This is a genomic window from Methanobrevibacter sp. (assembly GCF_017409525.1).
In the GTDB taxonomy this organism is placed as follows: domain Archaea; phylum Methanobacteriota; class Methanobacteria; order Methanobacteriales; family Methanobacteriaceae; genus Methanocatella.
The window spans coordinates 27,657-49,849 of record NZ_JAFQSO010000005.1; the positions used below are offsets into that span (position 1 = coordinate 27,657).

A 22,193-nucleotide genomic window follows, 5' to 3' on the forward strand; every position below is an offset into this window, starting at 1 on the left:
ATTGTGAAATTTAATCAAAAACATTACAAATATTATATTTCAATACTTCCAATAACATCATAATAACTAAAAATACGGACAATATTACCAAATTAACAGATACTTTTTACATGTTACAATCACATCTAATGTCTTTTTTGGAAAATTGGCAGATATATTTTCATGTTTTGACTATTTTAAAGTATCGCTCAAATCGGAAGACATGTCTGCACTGATAATGTTGGATAAAATTGACATGAACATGTTTTTGAAATCTTCAACCAGTTTATCAGAAAACTTGTTTGAATGTGTGATAAATAATGTATAGTCATCACCGTTTTGGTAAACCTGAACAAATAACTCTGTGAGATAATCGCTGAAGTTATTGAGGATATAATTCATAATTTCTTCTGAGTCCATATCTTTAATACTGTTTACATCTTCTATAAACTCATCAGCAATCCAATTTGGAACATATTGGAATAATATATTTACTTCAAAATCATATTTCTGATAAAGTAATAAAATCGGATAATAACTGTGCCTCAATACTCCATAAACAGTGTCTGCGACATCGCCTACATATGAATTAATGGATTGATCTCTACAGTCTATAACCATCGGCATTACATTGGATGTCATGCCTATGAAATTTTCACTGAATCTGTCACGCCCATTTTCAATCATTGTAAATATGACTTTATTGGAGTTTACTAATTGGGATAAAGCATAAGAAAATACACTGGTGAACAATACATTTTCACTAATTCCCGCATTACGTAAAAATGATTTAAATGCTATCTTATCAAATTCCAAATCATAGGATGACATGTTATATCCTTCAGCTGATGAATCATCTTCTAGCAAAATACCCACATCATCAAGATTAGACAGCATAGGATGATAAAATTCAGCCGCTTCATCGAATTTTTCAGTGTTTTTGATTTGATGAGTGAAAGCCGATGTCTTTAAAAAGGTATCATCGAAACCAATGCTGCCTCCATCAAGAAGAGTCATGAAATCATGTTTGAATACACCTGCAGAAACAGCATCAAAAATTATGTGATGAACCATATAAAATAAGTAATATGATTCTTCAGATTCAACAATCATAAACTTGGACAGATAATTATACAAATCAAAGCTTTCAGCAAAGAAATTAATTAGAATATCTTTATCAAGTTTAGATTCCACTAAAATTGGAGGTTTTTCTCCCATTACCAAATACGGATATTCCTCTTTAAATAATTTTACAGTTGTCTTAATCATTTTATAAAGGCCTTTTACATCCATTATTCCATATTTCTTAATTATATTCAGGATTTCTTTTATTCCGAATTTCTTAACTGTAGTTATTAAATCCTTAAGCAAATCCGAATTGGATATATCGTTATCATTTATTTCATATCTCTCACTTAAATGTGTGCTTAAAATAGGGTGCATATCTAATAACTTATCTAAAGAATCAAGTATTTTTTCAAGACCATATTTCTTGGAAATAGAAATATAGTTGGGCATATGGTAAGCATTAACTTTATTATAAATATTTACATCAGCAAATACATTGATTTGTGCTGAATTCAATGGACAACCCGCTTCCAAAGAATAAATGTCCAAATCAAAAGAAAATTCAGACATATTTCTTGCAATTGCTTCGGGAGTTCGGAAAGTAAAGATATCTGCTATAGTAATATCATCAGATTCAATATAATTTAACAGCTTTATTGCAATTAATGAATCTCCACCTAAACGAATAAAATCATCATATATACTAATTTTATCTAAATCCAATGCTTTTTCAAAAGCTTTAACGATTTCTTTTTCATTTTCATCTCTTGGGGCCACATATTCTGCATATAAGCTATCCCTATCAACATCGGGCAAAGCACGCTTATCTACTTTACCGTTAACATTTAATGGGATCTCATCTAATTTGACAACATATGATGGAACCATGTATTCCGGTTTATGTTTAGAAACATGATCGCAAATTGAATTTTTCAACTCAATTTCATCTAAATCATTGTTTACAACAACATAAGCAACAATTTCATTATTTGCATCGTGTTTTATTGTTTGTACAGTAATGTCAGTGACATAGTCTATTTTACGAATTGTCGATTCTATTTCAGACAGTTCTACCCGGTTTCCCCTAATCTTAACTTGCGAATCATTTCTTCCAATAAAGCCAACAGTTCCATCAGGCAATAAACGTACGACATCACCTGTTTTATACATTGTTTCATAACCTTGAATTTCACCATCAAACGGATTGGTGAAGAATGCTTTTCTGTTTGCTTCAGGATTGTTTAAATATCCTTTACTTACCTGATAACCAGATATATATAATTCTCCTACTGCACCGAAAGGAACTCTTCTTTGATGTGAATCCAAAACGTAGATTTTTGTATTCCAATCCGGACCACCCACTGAAGAATCATCGATTTTATCTCTAACATTAATTGAAGTCATAGATGATGTCGCTTCTGTTGGACCATAGACATCAATAAAGGCATAATTTTCCGGAGGTGTTACGGCACCTAATTTTTCCCCTACTGCACATAAATTCTTGATGGATGTATAATCAATACTTTGAACGAACAATTTAGAAACCTGAGTGGTAATAATTGTATGAGTTACTCCATACTTAATGAAATATTCATTTAATTTTCTAATATTTAATTTAATATCATTTGGAATCCAAATAACAGATCCTCCAGTTAAAAGAGCAACATAATGTTGTAAGGAAATATCAAAACCGACTGATGCAAAAACGCCATAGACATCATCAGAAGTGAAATTGGAATTATGCTGATAGTATGAAACCATATTAGCAATTGAATGTCTGCCAACTTGCACAGCTTTCGGATTTCCAGTTGTACCTGAAGTAAATAAAATACATGCCACATCATTATCTGTTGGATTATGGTAATTTAAGCTATTTAATTCTCCCACACTCTCAGATAATGATGAAACATTAATGACCGTTGGGGTTGAATCCAATTCCTCAATGAGCTCATCCACACGATTTTGGAAATGATTTGTAGTAATGATTGCTTTTGAGTTGGAATTTTCAACCATATATTTCATACGGTTAATAGGATGGTTTTCATCAATTGGGACATAGGAAGCGCCAACTGATAAAACGGCAAGATTAGATAGCAATACCCAATGATTACGCTCAACAAATACAGAAACGGTATCATTGGATCCAATATTATTATCAATTAACAATTTTTGAATTTTATCTATTAAGAAAGCTGCTTCAGCATAAGTATATGAAACATTATCGGCTAAAACAAGATTATTGTTCGGATATTTGGATAAATTATCATTAAAAGCATCTAAAATATCAGAATAATATAAATCATGACTAGTTTCATTAATCTCATCTAAAACAACCAAATCCCTACTGGAAATATAACTAATGTCACTTAAATTAGAAACATTCACCATGCATTTCAAAATTAATTTATATGATTCAATAAAATGATTAATAAAATCACTGGAATATTTATCTGAATAAAGAATGCTTAAAATATAATTATTATCTCTTTGAATAATTTCAACAGTTAAATCAGCAATTAAATCATCCATATTGCTTAACAGCTCATTATCATAAATATCCTCAAAATTACTGGTATCTTTAATCCATTCGGGGATAAATTGGAAAAGAATATTTGAATTTATATCATACTTATTAGCCAATAACCTAAACGGATAATAATTATATCTCATAACACCATAAACTCTATCAAACATATGATTCATAAAAGAGTCTATATTTTGATTTTTACAGTCTACCAATAAAGGTAATGTATTAACAAACATACCTATTGAATCATAATTTGCGAATCTGTCACGACCGTTTTCAACAATATTGAATAATACCTTTTCACTGCCAACAAATCTGGATAATGTATAAGCAAAAGCACCACTAAACAAAAGATTTTGACTAGCATTATGCTTGTCCAAAAATGAATTTATTATATCCTGATCTAAATCCAAATCTATTAAAACAGAACCTTGACCATCAGACAATACACTATCCAATAACTCACCAGCTTCATCAACATCAGCCAGCATGGACTCATAAAATTCATCAGCTTTAACAAAAGCACCGGTTTCAACAATTTGTTGACTAAAAGCAGAAACTTTTAAGAATGAAACATCTAAATCAACAGCATTACCGTCAAGAATAGACTGCAAATCCTGTTTAAATACGCTATCTGACAATGCATCAAAAATAATATGGTGGAAAACAGCAAATAAACTGAAACCATCATCATTCTCAACAATCAGGAACCTGCATAAACTGTCATGCAAATCAAAAGGTTCAACTAAATTATTGATAAAGTCATCACTAACATTAGATTCAACTGTAATTGAAGGCTTGGATCCTTTAACTAAATAAGGAACATCAAAATCATCACTAACACACATGCCTAAAATTGGATGAACCTCCAACATCACATCCAAAGCATTTTTAACGTCATCAATATCATATTCCTCAGAAATATTCATAGATAATGGAATCAAATAGGAATCTTTCTTATCATTTGCCATTATATCCAAATAAACATTCAATTGAGATTCATTTAAAGGACAACCTGAATCCACAGAATAAATATCCAAATCAAACTGCATGTCTGATTTGATGATATTTTTTGCAATATCATAAGGGGTGCGCAGACTCAAAATATCCGCTACTGATACATTATAATCTTTAATAACAGACACTAATTTGATTGCAGTTAGAGAATCCCCTCCAATCAGTATAAAATCATCATAAATGCCTATTTTGTCATGATTGAATACATTTTCAAATGCTTCAACTATATCTTTTTCTACCATGTTTCTTGGAGCCGCATACTCGGCATGCAAACTGGTCAGATTTACTTCAGGCAAAGCGCGTTTGTCCACTTTACCGTTAATAGTCAAAGGAATTTCATCTAATAGAACAACAAATGAAGGAACCATATAATCTGGTTTATATTCTCCAACATAATTGCAGATATTGTCTTTAAGGCCATAAGTTTCACCAGATACTACAACATATGCTACCAATTCATTATTATCCCCATTTTTAATTGCTTGAACAGTCACATCTTCAACATAATCTATTTCACGAATTAACGTTTCAATTTCAGACAGTTCCACACGGTTTCCTCTGATTTTAACTTGACTGTCACGGCGACCCACAATAGCTAATGTATTATCTGGCAACATTCTTACCATATCCCCCGTACGATACATTATGCCACCATCAAATGGATTGTCAACAAATGATTTAACTGTTTCCTCTTCACGGTTTAAATATCCATCAGCGATCTGATGGCCTGCCAAGTATAATTCTCCTACTGCACCACAGGGTACACGTCTACATTCCTGATCTAAAATATAAGCTTTGGAGTTGTAATTTAAAATACCGATTGATGTGTCATCAGTTTTTTGGGAGATGTCTATTGATGTGATAAATGCAAATGCTTCTGTTGGTCCGTAGTCATCCATTACAATGTAGTTTTTTGGACTTTCGAATTTGCCTAATTTCTCTCCCCCTACTGATAAAACCTTCAATGAATTATTATTAACATTTTGCATGAATAGTTTACTTACTTGAGTAGTTATGAATACATGCCCCACATTATTTCCAATGAGATACTCGTTTAATCTATCCATATCATATTTTATGTCTTCAGGTATGATGACTAATTGAGCACCAGAATATAAAACTTTGAATATTGATTTGTATCCTGCATCAAAACCAATTGACGGATACAGTGCATAAATATCATCATGGGTTAATTTTTGAGCATCCACATAATGAGCAGCTAAATTAAGAACAGATTTTCTAGTGATTTTTACACCTTTTGGTATACCTGTAGTACCGCTGGTATAAAGAATACCTGCCAAATTGCCATAAACGACAGGCAAATATGATAAAGTACCAATACTCTCTTCAACAATACCAGAAACATTCACAAAAATCCTATCGTTAAACAAATCATGTAAATGATTATAATTCTCATTGTCTGTAATGATAACTTTTGAATTTGAATCTTTTATCATGAACTCAATTCTTTGATCTGGAAGATTATTGTCTATAGGAACAGGAACGGCACCAATAGACAATATTGATAAAACATTGAACAAATACCATTCAGAACATTCACATACAAAGGCAACACAGTCATCAACATTAACTTCAGCTTGTTTTAATAATTCAGCAATCTTGAATGCTATAAAAGCACACTCAGCATGACTATAAATATTATTGTCCATAGACACAAGCGGACTATCTGGATATTGGGCCAGATTATCATTAAAAGCATCTAAAACATCATCATAAACCAGATTATATTCTGTATTGTTATAATCATCCAGCAATTTAATATCTTCATTAGAAGTATAATTAATGTCACTTAGCTTATTTGCAATAAGTATTCCATGCAAAATCAATTTATATGACTGTATGAAATGGTTGATAAAATCACAGGAATATTTATCGCAATAGATTACATTTAAATAGTATGCACTGTCTTTTTTAAGGACTTCGAATGTTAAATCAGCATTCAAGTCATCCATATTCCTTAAAATACCTAATTTTTCATAAACTTCACGCACATTATTATCATCATTATCTATCCATTCCGGAACGAATTGGAATAGAATATTGGCATCAATATCATGTTCATTTGCAAGTAATCTGAATGGATAATAGTTGTAACTCTGGACATCATAAACTAAAGAAGTCACGTATTCAATAAATGATGAAATATCTCTATTACTACAATCTACCAATAATGGAAGTGTATTTACATACATTCCCATGGCATCGTAATTATTAAACCTGCTCCTTCCGTTATCTATAATATTGAATAATGCTTTGTCATTGCCTGTAAATCGAGATAATGTATAAGCAAAAACACTTGTAAACAGCATATTTTCATTAATGTGTGGCTGATTTAAGAATATGCTGCCATCCAAATCCAAGTCGATTTGAGCTGTGCCCGCTCCGTCTGCACCAATGCTATTCAATAATATTCCTGCCCCATTACATTCAACAAGCATATTATCATAAAAATCATGAGCTTTAAGGAAAAGTTCAGATTCCTGAATTTTCTGTGCAAATGCTGAAACCTTTAGAAACGAATCATCAACTTCAAGGGTTTGTCCTTTAAGTATTGCCCGCAAATTCTCTTTGAATGTAGCACATGATTTTGCATCACAAATGATATGGTGGAATGCACCGTAGAAATCATATGAACCATCATTTTCAATGACCAAAAACCTGCAAAGACTGTCATGCAGGTCAAATGATCGGGTTAAGAATTCTATAATAAAATCATCATCAACATCAGACTCGACAATAATCTGCGGTTTGGAATTTCTTATCAGATATGGAACATCATATTCATCACTAATGCACATGTTTAAGATAGGATGGACTTCAAACATTTTATTTAATGCATCGGTTATTTCATTTAAATTATGACCCTTTGAAAATTCCATATATATTGGAAGAAGATATGCATCTGCTTTCTCATTTACAACAATATCAAGATAAATATTCAATTGGGATTCATTTAGAGGACATCCTGAATCTATAGAATAAACATCCAAATCAAATTCAACATTATTTTCATTAATGTTATCTGCAATTGCTTGAGGAGTATTTAAACTTAAGATATCGCCTGCAGAAAGGTTGTAATCTCCAAGTATTGCCAATAATTTAATTGCCGTTAAGGAATCTCCCCCAAGTTGTGTGAAATCATCATAAATACCTATCCTTTCCCGATTAAACACTTCTTCAAATGCCTCAACAATATCTTTTTCTAACTTATTTCTTGGCGCTACATATTCGCTTCCTAAATTATCAACATTAACTGCAGGTAATAAACGTTTATTCACTTTACCATTTACATTTAAAGGAATTTTATCAATTGAAACAACGAATGAAGGAACCATATATTCTGGTTTGCATTGACCCATATAATCTTTAATATATTCGACGACGTCTCCTTCAAAGTCAGGAACAACCACATATGCAACTAGTTCATTATTTGGACCGTTTTTAACGGTTTGAATAGTCACATCCTCAATTTCATCAATGCGTCTTATTGTTTGTTCAATTTCAGATAGTTCAACACGGTTTCCTCTGATTTTTACCTGGGAATCTGCTCTTCCTATAATGGCAATGCTTCCATCTTGTAAATATCTTCCCAAATCTCCAGTTTTATACATTTTATTATAACCCTCGATTTTACCATCGAACGGATTTTGGAACAATGCCTTTTCGTTTTCCTTAGGATTTTTAAAGTATCCCTTGGTTGTCTGATATCCTGATAAATAAATTTCACCAACAGCACCCAATGGAACTCTTCGCAGTTCATTATCTAAAATATAAGCTTTAGTGTTCCAGTTCAGCATACCGACTGATGAATCATCAATTTTATTTTGAACTTCAATTGAAGAAATATAATTCGCTTCCGTTGGGCCATATACATCACTTATAATATAATTTTTTGGCGGAGTTATGCTACCCAATTTTTCACCGGCAGTTTGTAAATACTTCAATGAAGTTTCAGATACAGTATTAACAAATAATTTGGCCACTTGTGTTGTAATTAATGTATGTGTCACTCCATAATTGATAAAATAATCATTTAATTTGAAAATATTTAGTCTAATGTCATTTGGAACATATGTTACTGATCCTCCAGTAAATACTGATGCAAACTGCTCTAAAGAAACATCAAAACCAACAGATACAAAAATTCCCAAAACATCATCTGATTCAAATCCAGTGCTGTCAACATAATACTCTATAAGATTTAAGATACCTACAGTTGTCATTTGAACCGCTTTAGGATTTCCTGTTGTTCCTGAAGTATAAAAAATACATGCCACATCATTAACAGATGAATCAACATAATCCACATGATTTGATGTTTTTACATCATCCAATAAAGAGGAAATGTTGATTATATTTAAATTCACATTTGATTCATCATCAATTTTTTCGACACGTTTTTGGAATGTGTCCGTTACAATTATTGCTTTTGATTCTGACTGCCTTATCATGAACTCAATACGCTTATCGGGATGATTTTCATCAATTGGAACATAAGTAATACCTTGGGATAAGCAACTTAATGCAGTTATAAGTGTCCAATGGTTGCGGTCGACAAAAACTGTTACAATATCATTATCCCTAACTTCATGTTGCTTTAATAATGAATTTAAACTATTTACAATATATGCAATTTGGGAATATGTGTAGCTTGCATAATCACTTAGTGTTAAAATATTATCTGGATTCTCAGTCAACTGTCTGTTGAAAGCATCCAGGACACAATCATATTTTAAATCATGTTCTGTCTGATTAAAACTATCTAAAATATTTAAATGATCATTTCCAATGTAATTAATCTCTCCAAGTTTATCAACATTGAGCATTTCACGTAGAATTAACATGTATGTTTTAGTAAACGTCTCAATAAAAGTGTTTGAGAACTTATCGGAGTATAAAATTCTGATTCCTAACTTGTCCTCACCAACATCAAAAATAAAGAATGTTAAATCACCTTCGGAGTCATGTTCCAACTCATTTACACAATATCCGGATTCGTCCTTATCCAGTAAAGTGGAAAACAGATTGTGAGCATATTGGAATGAAATGTCAAATTTCAGGTCAAATTCATTAGCCAACAAACGGAAGGGATATAAATCATTCTTCATTACGGTATTTACCAAACTGCCGGAATATTCCAAATAGGAGTCAACAGTTTGATTTTTACAATCCATGAGTATCTGCAATGTTTTTACAAACATCCCGACAGATTGTGAATGATTAATATGGCCCCTACCATCTTCAAGAATATTAAAAAGGACTTTTGAAGATCCGGTAAATCTGGACAATGTATATGCAAAAACACTTGAGAAAAATTGATTACGGGTAATGGAATGATCTTTTAAAAAACCAGTCAATTCATCTTCATCAATGTCAAATGTATTTATATAATTAGATTCCTCATCCCCGCCAATACTATGCAGTAATTCCTGAACTTCATCCCTATCAGCCAGCATATTGGACATGAAAGTTTTGGCTTCATCCATATAATCTGAAGAGAGATTTTCCTCAAATGAAATTTCTCTTAAAATTCCATCATCAACAAAATCAACATTTTTACCATCCAATATGGAATATAAAGTATTTAACAGAATATTTATGGACGAACCGTCGAAAATAACATGATGAATGTCCATGCATAAACTGGTAGAATCCTCCTCACCAATTATTAAAAATCTGGATAAACATTTTTCCAAATCAAAAGGCCTTACAAAAGATTGAATATCCTTTAAAGGCCCTTCTTTGATTTCCGGCTTTGCATCAAAAATGCATGACGGCATTTCATCTTTTTTAATTATTATTCTTCCTTTTAAAATAGGATGCACATCAGACAATTTATTTAAAGCATTTCTGATTTGGTCAGCAGAATATCCTTTCTTGAATTCGATTATAAACGGATTGTTATATCTTGTTCCCATATCATGAGTCATCTCATCCAAATAAACATTTAATTGAGATTCTGACAATGGACATCCTTCATCAAAAGTATATTTAAGCTCATTAATACACGACGTGCCTTTAAAATTAGATTTAATATACTCACCAATATTATTCGGTGTTGAAAGTTCAATCATCTCCTGTGAGGAAATGGTCACACCGAATTTTTCTTTTAATAAAATCTGCAAATTCATTGCTGATAGTGAATTTCCACCCAATTCGACAAAACCATCATCAACTAAAACCAAATCATTATCCAAAACCTCTTTGAATGCCCCAACAACACCCGCAAGCACATCATCTTCAATATCCATTTCAGCGTTTACTGCAGACATCCTTTTTAATCTTGCCTTGTCTATTTTGCCATTCATGTTTAGGGGAATTTCTTCCAATTCCATGAAAAGTGATGGAACCATGTAACTAGGCAATTCATCCTTTAACTTCTCTTTAATAAGATTGATATCGAGTTCAGCATTGGTTGTGTAATATAATGAGAGAGTATCATTTTCCGCATCCAGATAAACGTTTTCAATTTCGGGAATGCTATTAACAATATTTAGGATTTCACCGGATCCAATACGAAATCCCCTAACAGACAGCTGGTCGTCTTCACGGCCAATGATTTCAATATCTCCGTCAAAATTATAAAAACCAATGTCTCCTGTGCGATACATTATTTTATTATTTTCATCGTCAGAATAAGGGTTATCTACAAAAACTTCACTTGTCAATTGAGGATTATTGTAATATCCAGGACTTATATACTCACTTGAAACGCAAATTTCACCGGGAACGCCAATAGGCATTTGATTGGAATGTTCATCTAAAATATAGACATTTGTATTTGTAACCGGCCTGCCGATAGGCAAATTATCATCATCAATGTCTTCAAAATCATAAACTTTGGTAACTCCAAATACAATCTCAGTCGTACCATAAAAATTTATTAATTGGGTGCTTCTTTGCCTTTTGCTTAATTCCTTTAATTTTCCCCCTGCCAAAACAAGATAATCCAATTTTATATCCTCATTTTCCATAATCGGAACAGCAAGGGTCGGAGGTAAAAACAGACTGTTCATAGGATTCTCTTTAAGAACTTTAATCAATGCCAAAATGTCTTTCTGCTCATTTTCATTGAATATCCTACAGCCGCCGCCAAACAGAAACGCAAGAAAGATCACATAAGATGCAATAAAACTAAAACTCAAATAACATCCAATAAGGTCACCATAGGAAAAGGAAAAAATATTTTTAAAGGACTCGAATAATCCGGCCAGCTGGTGATTGGTAACTTTTACTCCTTTAGGAAGGCCTGTGGTGCCTGATGTGAACATGATGGAAAACAGATTCTCGCCGGCAGCTACTATCTCAACATCGACATCATCATCTGAATTTAAATCTTCAATACAAATTATATCAAAATCTAAATCAAGTTTGCCTGCAATGTCTTTTGTTGTAACTATACATTCCGCTTCGGAAATCTCCAACATATGCTCAATACGATTGACAGGATATATGGTATCTATTGGAATGAACGCCGCCCCAAGCTTATTTAAAGCAAGAACCAATTCAGGAAAATGATAATTACGGGGCAATATCAGACCTACATGACTGTTTAAAGAAATATCGTAATTTTCAAACAAATCATTTGCAATGGAATTGCTGGATTTTTCCAGTTCTCCATAACTGACCTGATTTACACCATCATCAACTGCAATTGCATCGGGATTTTCAAGCGCATGACGGCGGAAATATCCGGAAATCAGCAAATCCTCATCAACATCGGCATCTTCACCTTTGCAGAAATCGGAAAGCAGCTTTTCTTCAGCCTCCGAAAGAATATTCACATCCTTTAAAAGACGATTTGGGAACTCCACGACATTATTAATCATGGATTTGATATTATCCGCCATATGCTGAATGTAAATGTCTGAGAATAAATCTGCATTATAAACAATTTCCAAATGATTATTATATATATTCAATGTCAGGGCGGAATCGTAACCGTTATAGATGCATATGTTTTCATTTAAGTCGGAAAAATCATAAATGGAATAATAAGACAAATCTTCATCCACATAATTCTCTATACTTACTTTAGTATGGCTGACCGCCCCATCATAAATAGAATTAAATTGATGCAAATAATCAGTGAAGGAGTCAGTGCTGTTTAAATCCATTTTTAAAATTGTTTTCAAACTCGATCCTTTTAATGGAATGTCCGTTTTCAGCAGACAACCATTCTGTCTGTTTATACGTGATAGGTACAGTGAAAAGGCGCTGGCATAAAAATTAAATATTGAACAATCCTGATTTTTAATGAAATTTGAAACCGATTCTTTATCAATCTCAATTTTGTGACGTTTATAATCACCAGATTTTAAATTATGGAATTTTACATAATCGCCTGCATTTAAACCAATGTCTCTCCAATATGCAGAATCCTCATCATAATCAGAAGAATTCAAGTAATTTTTAACATATTCATAATAACAAGTTAAATAATTTTCACCACGGACATCTTCAACATTATAAAAATCATTTAGTGAGGAGTAATTGAATATTGACGGGTGAATTATTGCCAATAGTGTAAATTTTTCATTATTCTTTAAAACAAGGAATTTATATAAAAAGACATTTACGGTATCTTCAAATTCATAATTAAAAAAAGAATTTATAATGCTTTCAATATTTTCGGAATTTAAATTGGAGACATCCTTAATTTGATAATTCACATCAGAATTATTAATGAAAAACAGATTAGAATCATTATCAAATTGAAAATTCAATAAATATTTAGCTCTATCAAAAACATCATTTATTAAATTATTCTTATAATCTAATTTAAATTTAATCATACAATAATTCAAAAAAGGAACCCTCCAATAGGATTATCAATATAATATTGACATCATCATCATATAAATTTTTACTAAAAAGAATATTTGACCCTTTCAAAAACTTGCATGTTACCTTATTTTTATTGCCATTGATGAAATATCCTTAATAATTTTTGTTGTGCATCAATATAGTTATGTCCATTAACCTCTTTTACAACATCACCAATCAGCAATGGTGAATCTGGATTGTGCAACTTTTGGTTCTTTTTAACCAGCTTCATGTTGCTGTTGGCGTGACGCACTTTAAATTATCTACTACTTTTAGTGAAATTTGTTCGATACAATACGAATAAAAAAATTAAAAAGTAAATGAATAATCTATTACTTTTTAGTTAAATTTATTTCAAAAAAAATAAGACATTATAATTCAATATAATATGGACATATATTAGCGAATTCATCATTATCTAATCTTAATCCTTTTGGAATGACGCCAAGTTGTTTGAATCCTAACTTTTCATACAGGTGTCTTGCAGATAAATTATCTTCAACAACTGCATTGAACTGAAGAATTAGAAAATCAAGTTCTTTTGCTTTTTCAATAGAATCCGAAACCAATTTTTGGCCAATGTGTTTTCCTCTTGCTTTTGAAGACACTGCATAGCTAGCATTGGCAATATGACTGCATCTTCCCACATTATTTGGATGGAGAATGTACAGTCCGAGAATTTCACCGTCAAATGCAACTCCAACATGACTTTGACTGTTGAAAAAAGCAAAACCAGTCTTTAATGTCAGTGCTTCTTCTTGTGGAAATGCATTGCCCTCCTCTACAATTTCATTCCAGATTGAAATCATTTCAGGCAAATCATCCTTGGTGAATCCTCTAATAATCATCATTTAGTAAATTTAAAAATAATGTTATATAAAATTTACATCAACAACCTCTATTTACAATATGAAACTTGTTTTTGAAAAGTATTTGATGAGAATTATTCCATATCATTCCCCCAACTGATAGTACGTAATATTCACTAAATTTCATCACCCAATAAGAAATCCAATATATTCATATGTTTTATTCCATCTTGGGACATGTCAAATTCATCGGTTGATATGACATATTTCGGATAATTGTCCTTAACCAGAAGCAAGGGTCTGAATTCCCTTTCAATTGTCTCCTCGTGTGACAGTTCCCTTGTTACTTGAACATAGATTCTTTCACCCATTTTTTTGCAGACAAAATCAATCTCATAATTTCCAACACAACCGATAGTTATTTCATATCCTCTTCTTAAAAGTTCAAAATAGACAATATTTTCCATTATTCTGCTGTTATTAACCTGATTTCTGCCTATGCGCACCTGGTTGAATCCCTGATCGACACAATAATACTTTTCATTAATGGAAATTATTTTTTTACCTTCCAAATCTTCCCTTTGAACTTTACACAAGAGACAAGCATTTGTAAGATAATCCAAGTAATTGTATATGGTTTTTGGAGAAACCTTTATCTTCTCTTTTGTGCGCAGATAATCGGAAATGCTTTTTGAAGAAACTATTTTTCCAGTATTATCAAGGATAAAATCAACTATTCTTGTAAGCAATCCAGTATCTCGAATGTTATATCTTTCAATAATGTCTTTTAGAAATATTGAATTAAAAATATCATTTAAATATTCTGTTTTATCGATTTCAGATTCGAGAGAAAGCAGAAATGGAAATCCTCCATAAATCAAATAATCAGCAAATGCCTTTTTATTAGGGGGTATTTTTTTATAGTCGAGATATTCCTTAAATGAAAACGGATACATTTTGATTTCCATATATCTTCCAGCGAGATGAGTGGCCAATTCTCCGGACAACAGTTTTGAATTGGAACCTGTCAAGTATATATCACAGTCATAATCTACACGAAAGCTGTTGATTGACTTTTCCCATTCGTCAACATTTTGAATCTCATCAAAAAACATGTAGATTTTACCATCCATATCTTTTGTCAAATCCCTTACAAGCAGATCCAATTCACGAGGATTTGAAACATTCCTGTATTTTGCACTTTCAAAATTAATTAAAAGAATATTATCTTTACTTATTCCTCTTTCAAGCAGTTCTTCTATAATTAAATTAAACATGTAAGACTTGCCGCATCGCCTTACGCCAACAATGATTTTAATGATATCCTTATCAATCAATGAAGAAATCCTATTCAAATACAACTCTCTCTTTACCATAATTATACTTATGAAATTATTAACATATAAGTTTATGTTTTTTTAAAAATAAAAATTATAAACATATATAAATATTGATTTTATTATATAAAAATTATTGTAGTATAAGTTAATAAATTAAAATAATCTTTGTTGAGAATCAATATAGCTAGGTTCATTAACTTCTTTTACAACATCCCCCTCTTTAACATCACCTATCAGCAAAGGGTGAATCAGGATTATGCAACTTTTTGTTCCTTTTGACCAGCTTCATGTTGGCGTTTGCATAATACATATCGAATTATCCACTACATTTAGTGAAATTTGTTCGATACAATACGAAAAAAATGATCAAAAGTAGATAAATTATCTACTACTTTTTAGTGAAATTTTCAATGGATACATTGATTTAGTTACTTTAAACGGTTCTTAACTTTTTAATGCCCAAGGCAAGCAGCGTAGCCAATACTATCATGCAAAGAGCAAGTACGGAACTCAACAAATCATTCATCACAAGGTTCTTGAAGAAGTAGGCTATCAGAATTCCTGTTACCGGTACAAAGAACCATTGAATTATATAAATATTGTTGATGTTGCTGCTTAAAATTTTAGATACGTTAATAACTGCATCAGGCACATATTTAACCAGCCAATAGCACAGACCAATCACTCCATGGGCATTGATTATACAGAATGTCGCATCCAAAGTATTCATGAAGTAATATAAGTGAATGTCATCAGACAGAATTCCTCCCCATAGCTTTGTAGATACGAAGAAGTATATTAAAGCAATTACTATATAAATTGGCCAGAATTTGAAGAAATCTCCCTTATCCTTAGCCTTTATAAAGTACTGTCCCCAAATATATCCTCCAACCGGAAATATAAACCAATTGAATAGTGGAAAAGCACTAAATCCTCCTTTAGTACCGATGAAGTTAGCGAAAATCAAGTTTAAAACAGGAATGCCCAAATCAGTCTCTTTCAATAATGTTCCGATTATGGACATGACAACTGCAATGACTATCAGCTTCTTGTTTGAAACCTCGAATTTCTTCAGGATTCCCATGGCAATGAATGACAAACCGGCAAATGCAAGGATATCAACACAAAACAGCAAAAGTCCTCCATATATAGGGAAAGCATCCCAATTGCCTAAAAGAGTTCCAGAGAGGAAATGAGGTATGAACCACTCAAATATGTTTACCAAAATGCCCAAGAGGTATAATTTTACCCCTCTTTTTATCATTACATCCCCTTGGCTGTGCCTTGAATAAACGATGCCCACACCCATACAGAACATGAAAATAGGTGCGGCATAAGGCCTGCCCAAAATATTACCTACAACAAATTCGTAAACTGGACTAAGGGCAGAATTATAATTCATAACCACCCACATGGTGTGAAGAAAGACCATGAAAATAATGGATAATGCCTTAGCAATATCCAATTCAACCTGCCGACCAGTATTGACATTTTCCTTAGAAAATAAATTATCAAAATACATATTATCACTTAATTGTTGTCATATGCTCTCAGCTAAATCTTACACAAACATTCCACTTAAAAGAATTGAAAAGATAAGGATTTTCAATTCCTGACAGTTATCCTTACGCTTTTGGAAACTGGCCTGTAGAGGGAGTTTCCTTTGAATTTAATGCTTGCTTTGTGTTTGCCTATTTTAGTTAATCTTTTAATTTTAAACGTTGCTTTGCCTTTGGAGTCGGTTTTGGCAGAGTACGTTTTACCATTGACTTTTAAATAAACTTTTGCTTTTTTCATTGCTTTACTTTTAGAGTTTTTCAGGATTATTGTGTATTTTTTGATTTTTGCAGTTCTTTTGAATGTTTTTGATTTAGCAGTTATTTTCGTTTTCTCCTTGTTGACGGCAATTTTGACAGTTTTACTTATTGGACTGTAATTACTATTTTCAATTTTAATAATCATGTTCTTTTTACCGGTTTTTGCAGTTTTTAAGATTTTTGCAGTTAACTTTATTGAAGCAAATCCATTTTTGATAGTGGAAGTTCCAATCTTTTTGCCATTTAGTGTAAATGCTACTTTAACACCATCATTTACATTTTTGAAGCTGACTTTGTATGTTTTAGCATAGTTGATGACAACTGCCTCATTTTCAGCATTGATTGTGATGTTCCTTTTATTTACAGTGAAACTGACCGGAATATCTGCTTTTGACATGTTATAGTCAATGAATGCAACATCAGCATTGTAAGTTCCAGCATTTAATTTAGGAATAATAAGTGTTGCGATTCCATCTTTTACATCAGCATCATATACAACATTATTAACCTTAACAACCACCTTGCCACTGTTCAATGGATATATGGCACTGCTGTTCACTAGAACTTTAATGTTAACGTCCTTGCCGTAAACAACATCTTCAGCTTCAAGGATTTCCATAGAAATTGAATCATTTACCAATGGAGCATCACTTGAAACATTATTTAAGGTTAATTTAGCACCTGATCCAACATCAATGCAATTTTCACCATTGCACATGAATTCGCAATTGCTGATTATCATATCGGCTGCGGTTTCGACTGCCCTGCCCACGGTTGCATTGTTTTCAATGAAATTGGAGCAGTTTATGATTGTTTTACCCCCATTGTAGACTGCACCACCATTAGATTCTGCCCTGTTGTTGGAAAAGATAGTGTTGCTTATTGTTCCATTATTTGCGTACCAGTAGACTGCACCCCCATTTGCTGCGAGATTATCTGTGAAATTACAGTTGCTTTCTGTTCCATTTGACCCCTCCCAGTAGATTGCACCACCATTAGATTGCGCCGTGTTGTTTATGAAGTTGCAGCCATTTACGCACCCATGTTTTTTCTGCCAGTTGAGTGCACCACCATTGGATCCCGTGTTGCTTGTGAAATTGCAGCCGTTCATTATCCCATATTCTCCAAACCAGTAGACTGCACCACCCTCTGTTCCCGTATTGTTAATGAAACTGCTATTATTTACAGCACCATTACTAGCAGTAGGGTCCCAGAAGATTGCACCGCCCTGACCGAAAGAGGAGTCATTTTTGAAGTTGGAGTTGCTTATTGTTCCATTGACTCCACACCAGCAGATTGCACCACCCTTTTGTGTTCCAATGTTGTCAGTGAAACTGGAGTTGCTTACTGTTCCATTTGACCCCATCCAGTAGATTGCACCACCACCCTTTTTTGTTGCCGTATTGTTAATGAAGTTGGAGTTGTTTACTGCTCCATTAGCCCCAAACCAATAAATTGCACCCCCCATTTGTGTTGCTATGTTGTTTGTGAAGCTGCAGTTGTCTATTGTTCCATTATCTCCACCCCAGTAGACTGCACCGCCGTTATCAGTAACATTACCATTAATGAATTTTATATTTTTCAATGTGATTCCAGTTGAGGTTATGTTGAGTATTCTAGACTGTCCCTGCCCATTCAGTATCGCATCATTTCCAATGATTGTTAAATTGTCTTTATCAATTATTATTGCTGTTCCTGATCCGTTATAAATCCCATCGAGTTCAATTGTATCTCCACTTTTTGCAGAAGATATTGCCGTTTGAATGTCAGCAAAAGTATCTCCGCCAACAGAGGTATCTAATATTTCGTTGTTTTCCATTTCGTTTAACTTAGAATCATCGTTTCCAGTTGAAATTTCTTCCTGACTTATTTCATTGTGGACATCTTGACCTGATGCAGCATTATTTGCAGCACTTACACCACCTATTAAAACAAGTAATATCAGCAATACTATAAATCCCATCAGCAGTTTATTCTTTGTCAGTATAAGAACCCTCCATTTTATTTTAGTTAATGTTCATTTATTTGATGTATTGAACATGATTTGTTATTCAATAGTATACAGAAGTCATCAGATTATTCTGCACCAACATTATAATGAAATATCTTTATTCAATGAATATTTAAAATTTATTGTAGATATATATTCATTATCTGAATTAAGCCAACAACCAAAAAGCAACATGCTTTTCGCTAGCTTTAGTTCTCATCATTATAAAATTAAATCAAATCAATTAATGAAATACAAAAGTAAGTTTTTTCTTGTATTTCTAATGAGAGAATTGGAATTTCAATGTCGCGAAATTTTTCCCAATCTAAACTACCTCTAATGTTACTGCCCGTATAAAGAAATTGCATTATGAACATTAAACAAATACATACAAACCATTAACAATAATAACTAAAATACATATTATTGTAAAAAAGATTTTTAATAATCATATAAAATAAAAGTAAAAATATTTTACAGTGGTGACATGAATAAGACATTCATTACAAAAATGCCCAATCATATCGGTGCATTTTTAAAAGCAAGCAAATGCTTGTCCAATTTGGGAATAAACATTACACGTGTGAGTTATAATAAATCTGTGGATTCCCATTTATTATTTATCGATGTTGAAGGCAGTCCGGAAAGTCTTGAAAAAGCGACTCAGGAACTAATGTCAATAGGTTATATCCGCCATGATTTGGATCATCGCGATGTAGTTCTACTTGAATTTAAGCTTAAAGATATTCCCGGTGCTGTTACACCAATTTTAGAGCTAATCAGTGATTTTAATTTCAACATTACATATATCAGTTCTCAACAGACAGATAAGGAATTCCAGTTCTTTAAGATGGGTCTCGTTGTTGAAAACCAAGAAAATGTCAACACATTCATCAAAAAAGCAAGCGAATTATGTCCAATTAAAGTAATTAATTCAGATTACGCCAATAAGATTTATGACAATAGCTTTTTTTACAACAACTTTGTAAATCAGATATCCTCCACAATGGATATCTCAGATGAATCCAAAAATGAACTGATTATCAATACAAACCTTGTGATGCAAATGCTTAACGAAAGCGGAGTTTTGCCGTTCCATACCTTTGACAGCATAAGCCGATTTACAGAAATAATTGCAGCTTCAAAAGGAGAGAATTTCACACCAAGAATAACAAAGCATAAAATAACCGAAAATAGCGAAATAACACTTATCGAACCTCCCTGCGGAAGCAACATTGCAATCATAAAAAGCTATGGCAAGTACTTATTCATTGATACCGGATATGCCTGCTATGAAGCGGAAATGCTTTCAATCATCAAGGAAATCATCCCTGATTTTGACAATACTTCAAAAGAAGTATTCATAACCCATGCCGACGTTGACCACTGCGGACTGTTGCCCCTTTTTGACATTATCTATGCCAGCAACAAAAGTGCAGAATCACTGAAATCAGAATATAACCATGAAAGCAATTTCCGTGAAAAAAATCCACTCCACAAACCATATATTCGTATTTGCAATATATTAACTTCATATAACCCCGTTTCCCCTCAAAAAATTCAAGTTGTAGGAGCTGAACGAACAATAACAAAATCCCTTGAACAAACTGGAGTTTTTGATTTTGGTGAATTGCATTTTAGTCTTTATGAAGGAAAAGGAGGCCATCTTCCTGGCGAATCTGTTTTAATTGATTTTGAACATAAAATTGCATTTACGGGAGACATTTTTATAAATATGAAAGACATGATTCCTAAACAGGCGGAATATAATAGATATGCTCCAATTTTAATGACATCTGTTGATTTTGATTCTGACCTTTGTCGAGAAGAAAGAAATAATCTATTTAATAAATTAAACACTGGAAAATGGCAAATCTTCGGAGGCCATGGTAGTAAAAGGACATATGAATCAAATTAAAGATTTGACCTAATCCCTTTTCATCAGCTTCTTATAATAGGTGTTTGTTTGGTATAACGCTCCCACAGGATTGTGTGCGAGCACTTTGTCTTTTGTTACAAGTGTTGTGCATAGGGCATCAGAATATTTATAGAAAAGACTATCATGACCTACACATAACCCTATTATTACATTAAGGTCTGTTTTTTCATTATTGAGTATTTTTGCCTGCAGTATCGGGTTGCACATTATATTTCCAGTTATATTTGTTTTTTTATCATCAACACCTGCTATTTCTGTTTTTTTCATTGCTCCGACTTTACATGCTACGGAATACACTTCAAAATCGTGTTTGTCAAGGATTTTAGCAAATGTTCTGCTTTCTTCCATTAGCCCCACACAGGCAGTTATTCCTATTTTATTCATTTTTAGTCTTTTGGCAAATTCTATGATTTCTTCTACTCTCGTGTATTTGCAGTAGAACTCCTCTTCAATTTCTGCAGATATCCGTGATATCTCTTTGTTGTTGTCTTCATTGTAGAGTTTTTCAATTTCTATTATTTCATCACGTGTTAATTCTTTTGTTGGACAGAATTTAGGATATTCTGAATCTTGGTGTTTGCAGTTTATAATTCCGCAATTGCTACATGAGTAATTTTTCATGATATTTCCTCAATGATTATTCTATTTCCAATATTATTTTTTTAATTTTTCGGCTTTGTAGAAATCCTATTTGATTTTTGCAAAAATTTTTTAAAAATTTATTTTTATTTCTATTTTTACTTATAATCTATTAAAATTGTCTAATTATTCTGTATTAAGATTTACACTTGAAATTTCACATCGATTAGAAAAAATAAGCAATATATAATTATATATAGTAAAATGGAGAATAAATATTA

7 protein-coding genes are annotated in these 22,193 nt (G+C 32.3%); 1 reads left to right on the forward strand and 6 read right to left on the reverse strand.

Annotated elements, in window-relative coordinates:
* Positions 1 to 171 precede the first annotated feature (171 nt).
* From dltA to IJE64_RS02760, 5 genes are all read right to left on the reverse strand, one after another.
* The gene (gene dltA / locus IJE64_RS02740) at positions 172 to 13,407 is read right to left on the reverse strand and encodes a D-alanine--poly(phosphoribitol) ligase subunit DltA (RefSeq protein WP_292781698.1); all 13,236 of its coding nucleotides are present in this window, start codon (positions 13,405 to 13,407) and stop codon (positions 172 to 174) included.
* A 402-nt stretch (positions 13,408 to 13,809) separates the two neighbouring features.
* On the reverse strand, positions 13,810 to 14,289 hold the full coding sequence (locus tag IJE64_RS02745) for a GNAT family N-acetyltransferase (RefSeq protein WP_292781700.1): 480 nt from the start codon (positions 14,287 to 14,289) through the stop codon (positions 13,810 to 13,812).
* A 134-nt stretch (positions 14,290 to 14,423) separates the two neighbouring features.
* Positions 14,424 to 15,623, reverse strand: a complete 1,200-nt coding sequence (locus tag IJE64_RS02750; RefSeq protein WP_292781702.1) for an ATP-binding protein — start codon at positions 15,621 to 15,623, stop codon at positions 14,424 to 14,426.
* A 397-nt stretch (positions 15,624 to 16,020) separates the two neighbouring features.
* Positions 16,021 to 17,109, reverse strand: a complete 1,089-nt coding sequence (locus IJE64_RS02755; protein ID WP_292781704.1) for a heparan-alpha-glucosaminide N-acetyltransferase domain-containing protein — start codon at positions 17,107 to 17,109, stop codon at positions 16,021 to 16,023.
* A gap of 83 nt (positions 17,110 to 17,192) precedes the next feature.
* Positions 17,193 to 19,367, reverse strand: a complete 2,175-nt coding sequence (locus IJE64_RS02760) for a right-handed parallel beta-helix repeat-containing protein (protein ID WP_292781707.1) — start codon at positions 19,365 to 19,367, stop codon at positions 17,193 to 17,195.
* A gap of 514 nt (positions 19,368 to 19,881) precedes the next feature.
* Here IJE64_RS02760 and IJE64_RS02765 point away from each other — a divergent pair.
* Positions 19,882 to 21,312 (forward strand): MBL fold metallo-hydrolase, encoded by a 1,431-nt coding sequence (locus IJE64_RS02765; RefSeq protein ID WP_292781710.1) that lies wholly within the window; start codon positions 19,882 to 19,884, stop codon positions 21,310 to 21,312.
* A gap of 9 nt (positions 21,313 to 21,321) precedes the next feature.
* On the opposite strand, the gene IJE64_RS02770 is transcribed toward IJE64_RS02765, so the two are convergent.
* The gene (locus IJE64_RS02770) at positions 21,322 to 21,954 is read right to left on the reverse strand and encodes a DUF1847 domain-containing protein (protein WP_292781712.1); all 633 of its coding nucleotides are present in this window, start codon (positions 21,952 to 21,954) and stop codon (positions 21,322 to 21,324) included.
* Positions 21,955 to 22,193 lie beyond the last annotated feature (239 nt).

What these genes read in the sequence shown, in the direction of transcription:
- IJE64_RS02750 (WP_292781702.1), bottom strand. Translation starts at nt 15,623, where the DNA reads ATGGTAAAGAGAGAGTTGTATTTGAATAGGATTTCTTCATTGATTGAT.
- IJE64_RS02760 (WP_292781707.1), bottom strand. Translation starts at nt 19,367, where the DNA reads ATGGGATTTATAGTATTGCTGATATTACTTGTTTTAATAGGTGGTGTA.
- dltA (WP_292781698.1), bottom strand. Translation starts at nt 13,407, where the DNA reads ATGATTAAATTTAAATTAGATTATAAGAATAATTTAATAAATGATGTT.
- IJE64_RS02765 (WP_292781710.1), top strand. Translation starts at nt 19,882, where the DNA reads ATGAATAAGACATTCATTACAAAAATGCCCAATCATATCGGTGCATTT.
- IJE64_RS02770 (WP_292781712.1), bottom strand. Translation starts at nt 21,954, where the DNA reads ATGAAAAATTACTCATGTAGCAATTGCGGAATTATAAACTGCAAACAC.
- IJE64_RS02745 (WP_292781700.1), bottom strand. Translation starts at nt 14,289, where the DNA reads ATGATGATTATTAGAGGATTCACCAAGGATGATTTGCCTGAAATGATT.
- IJE64_RS02755 (WP_292781704.1), bottom strand. Translation starts at nt 17,109, where the DNA reads ATGTATTTTGATAATTTATTTTCTAAGGAAAATGTCAATACTGGTCGG.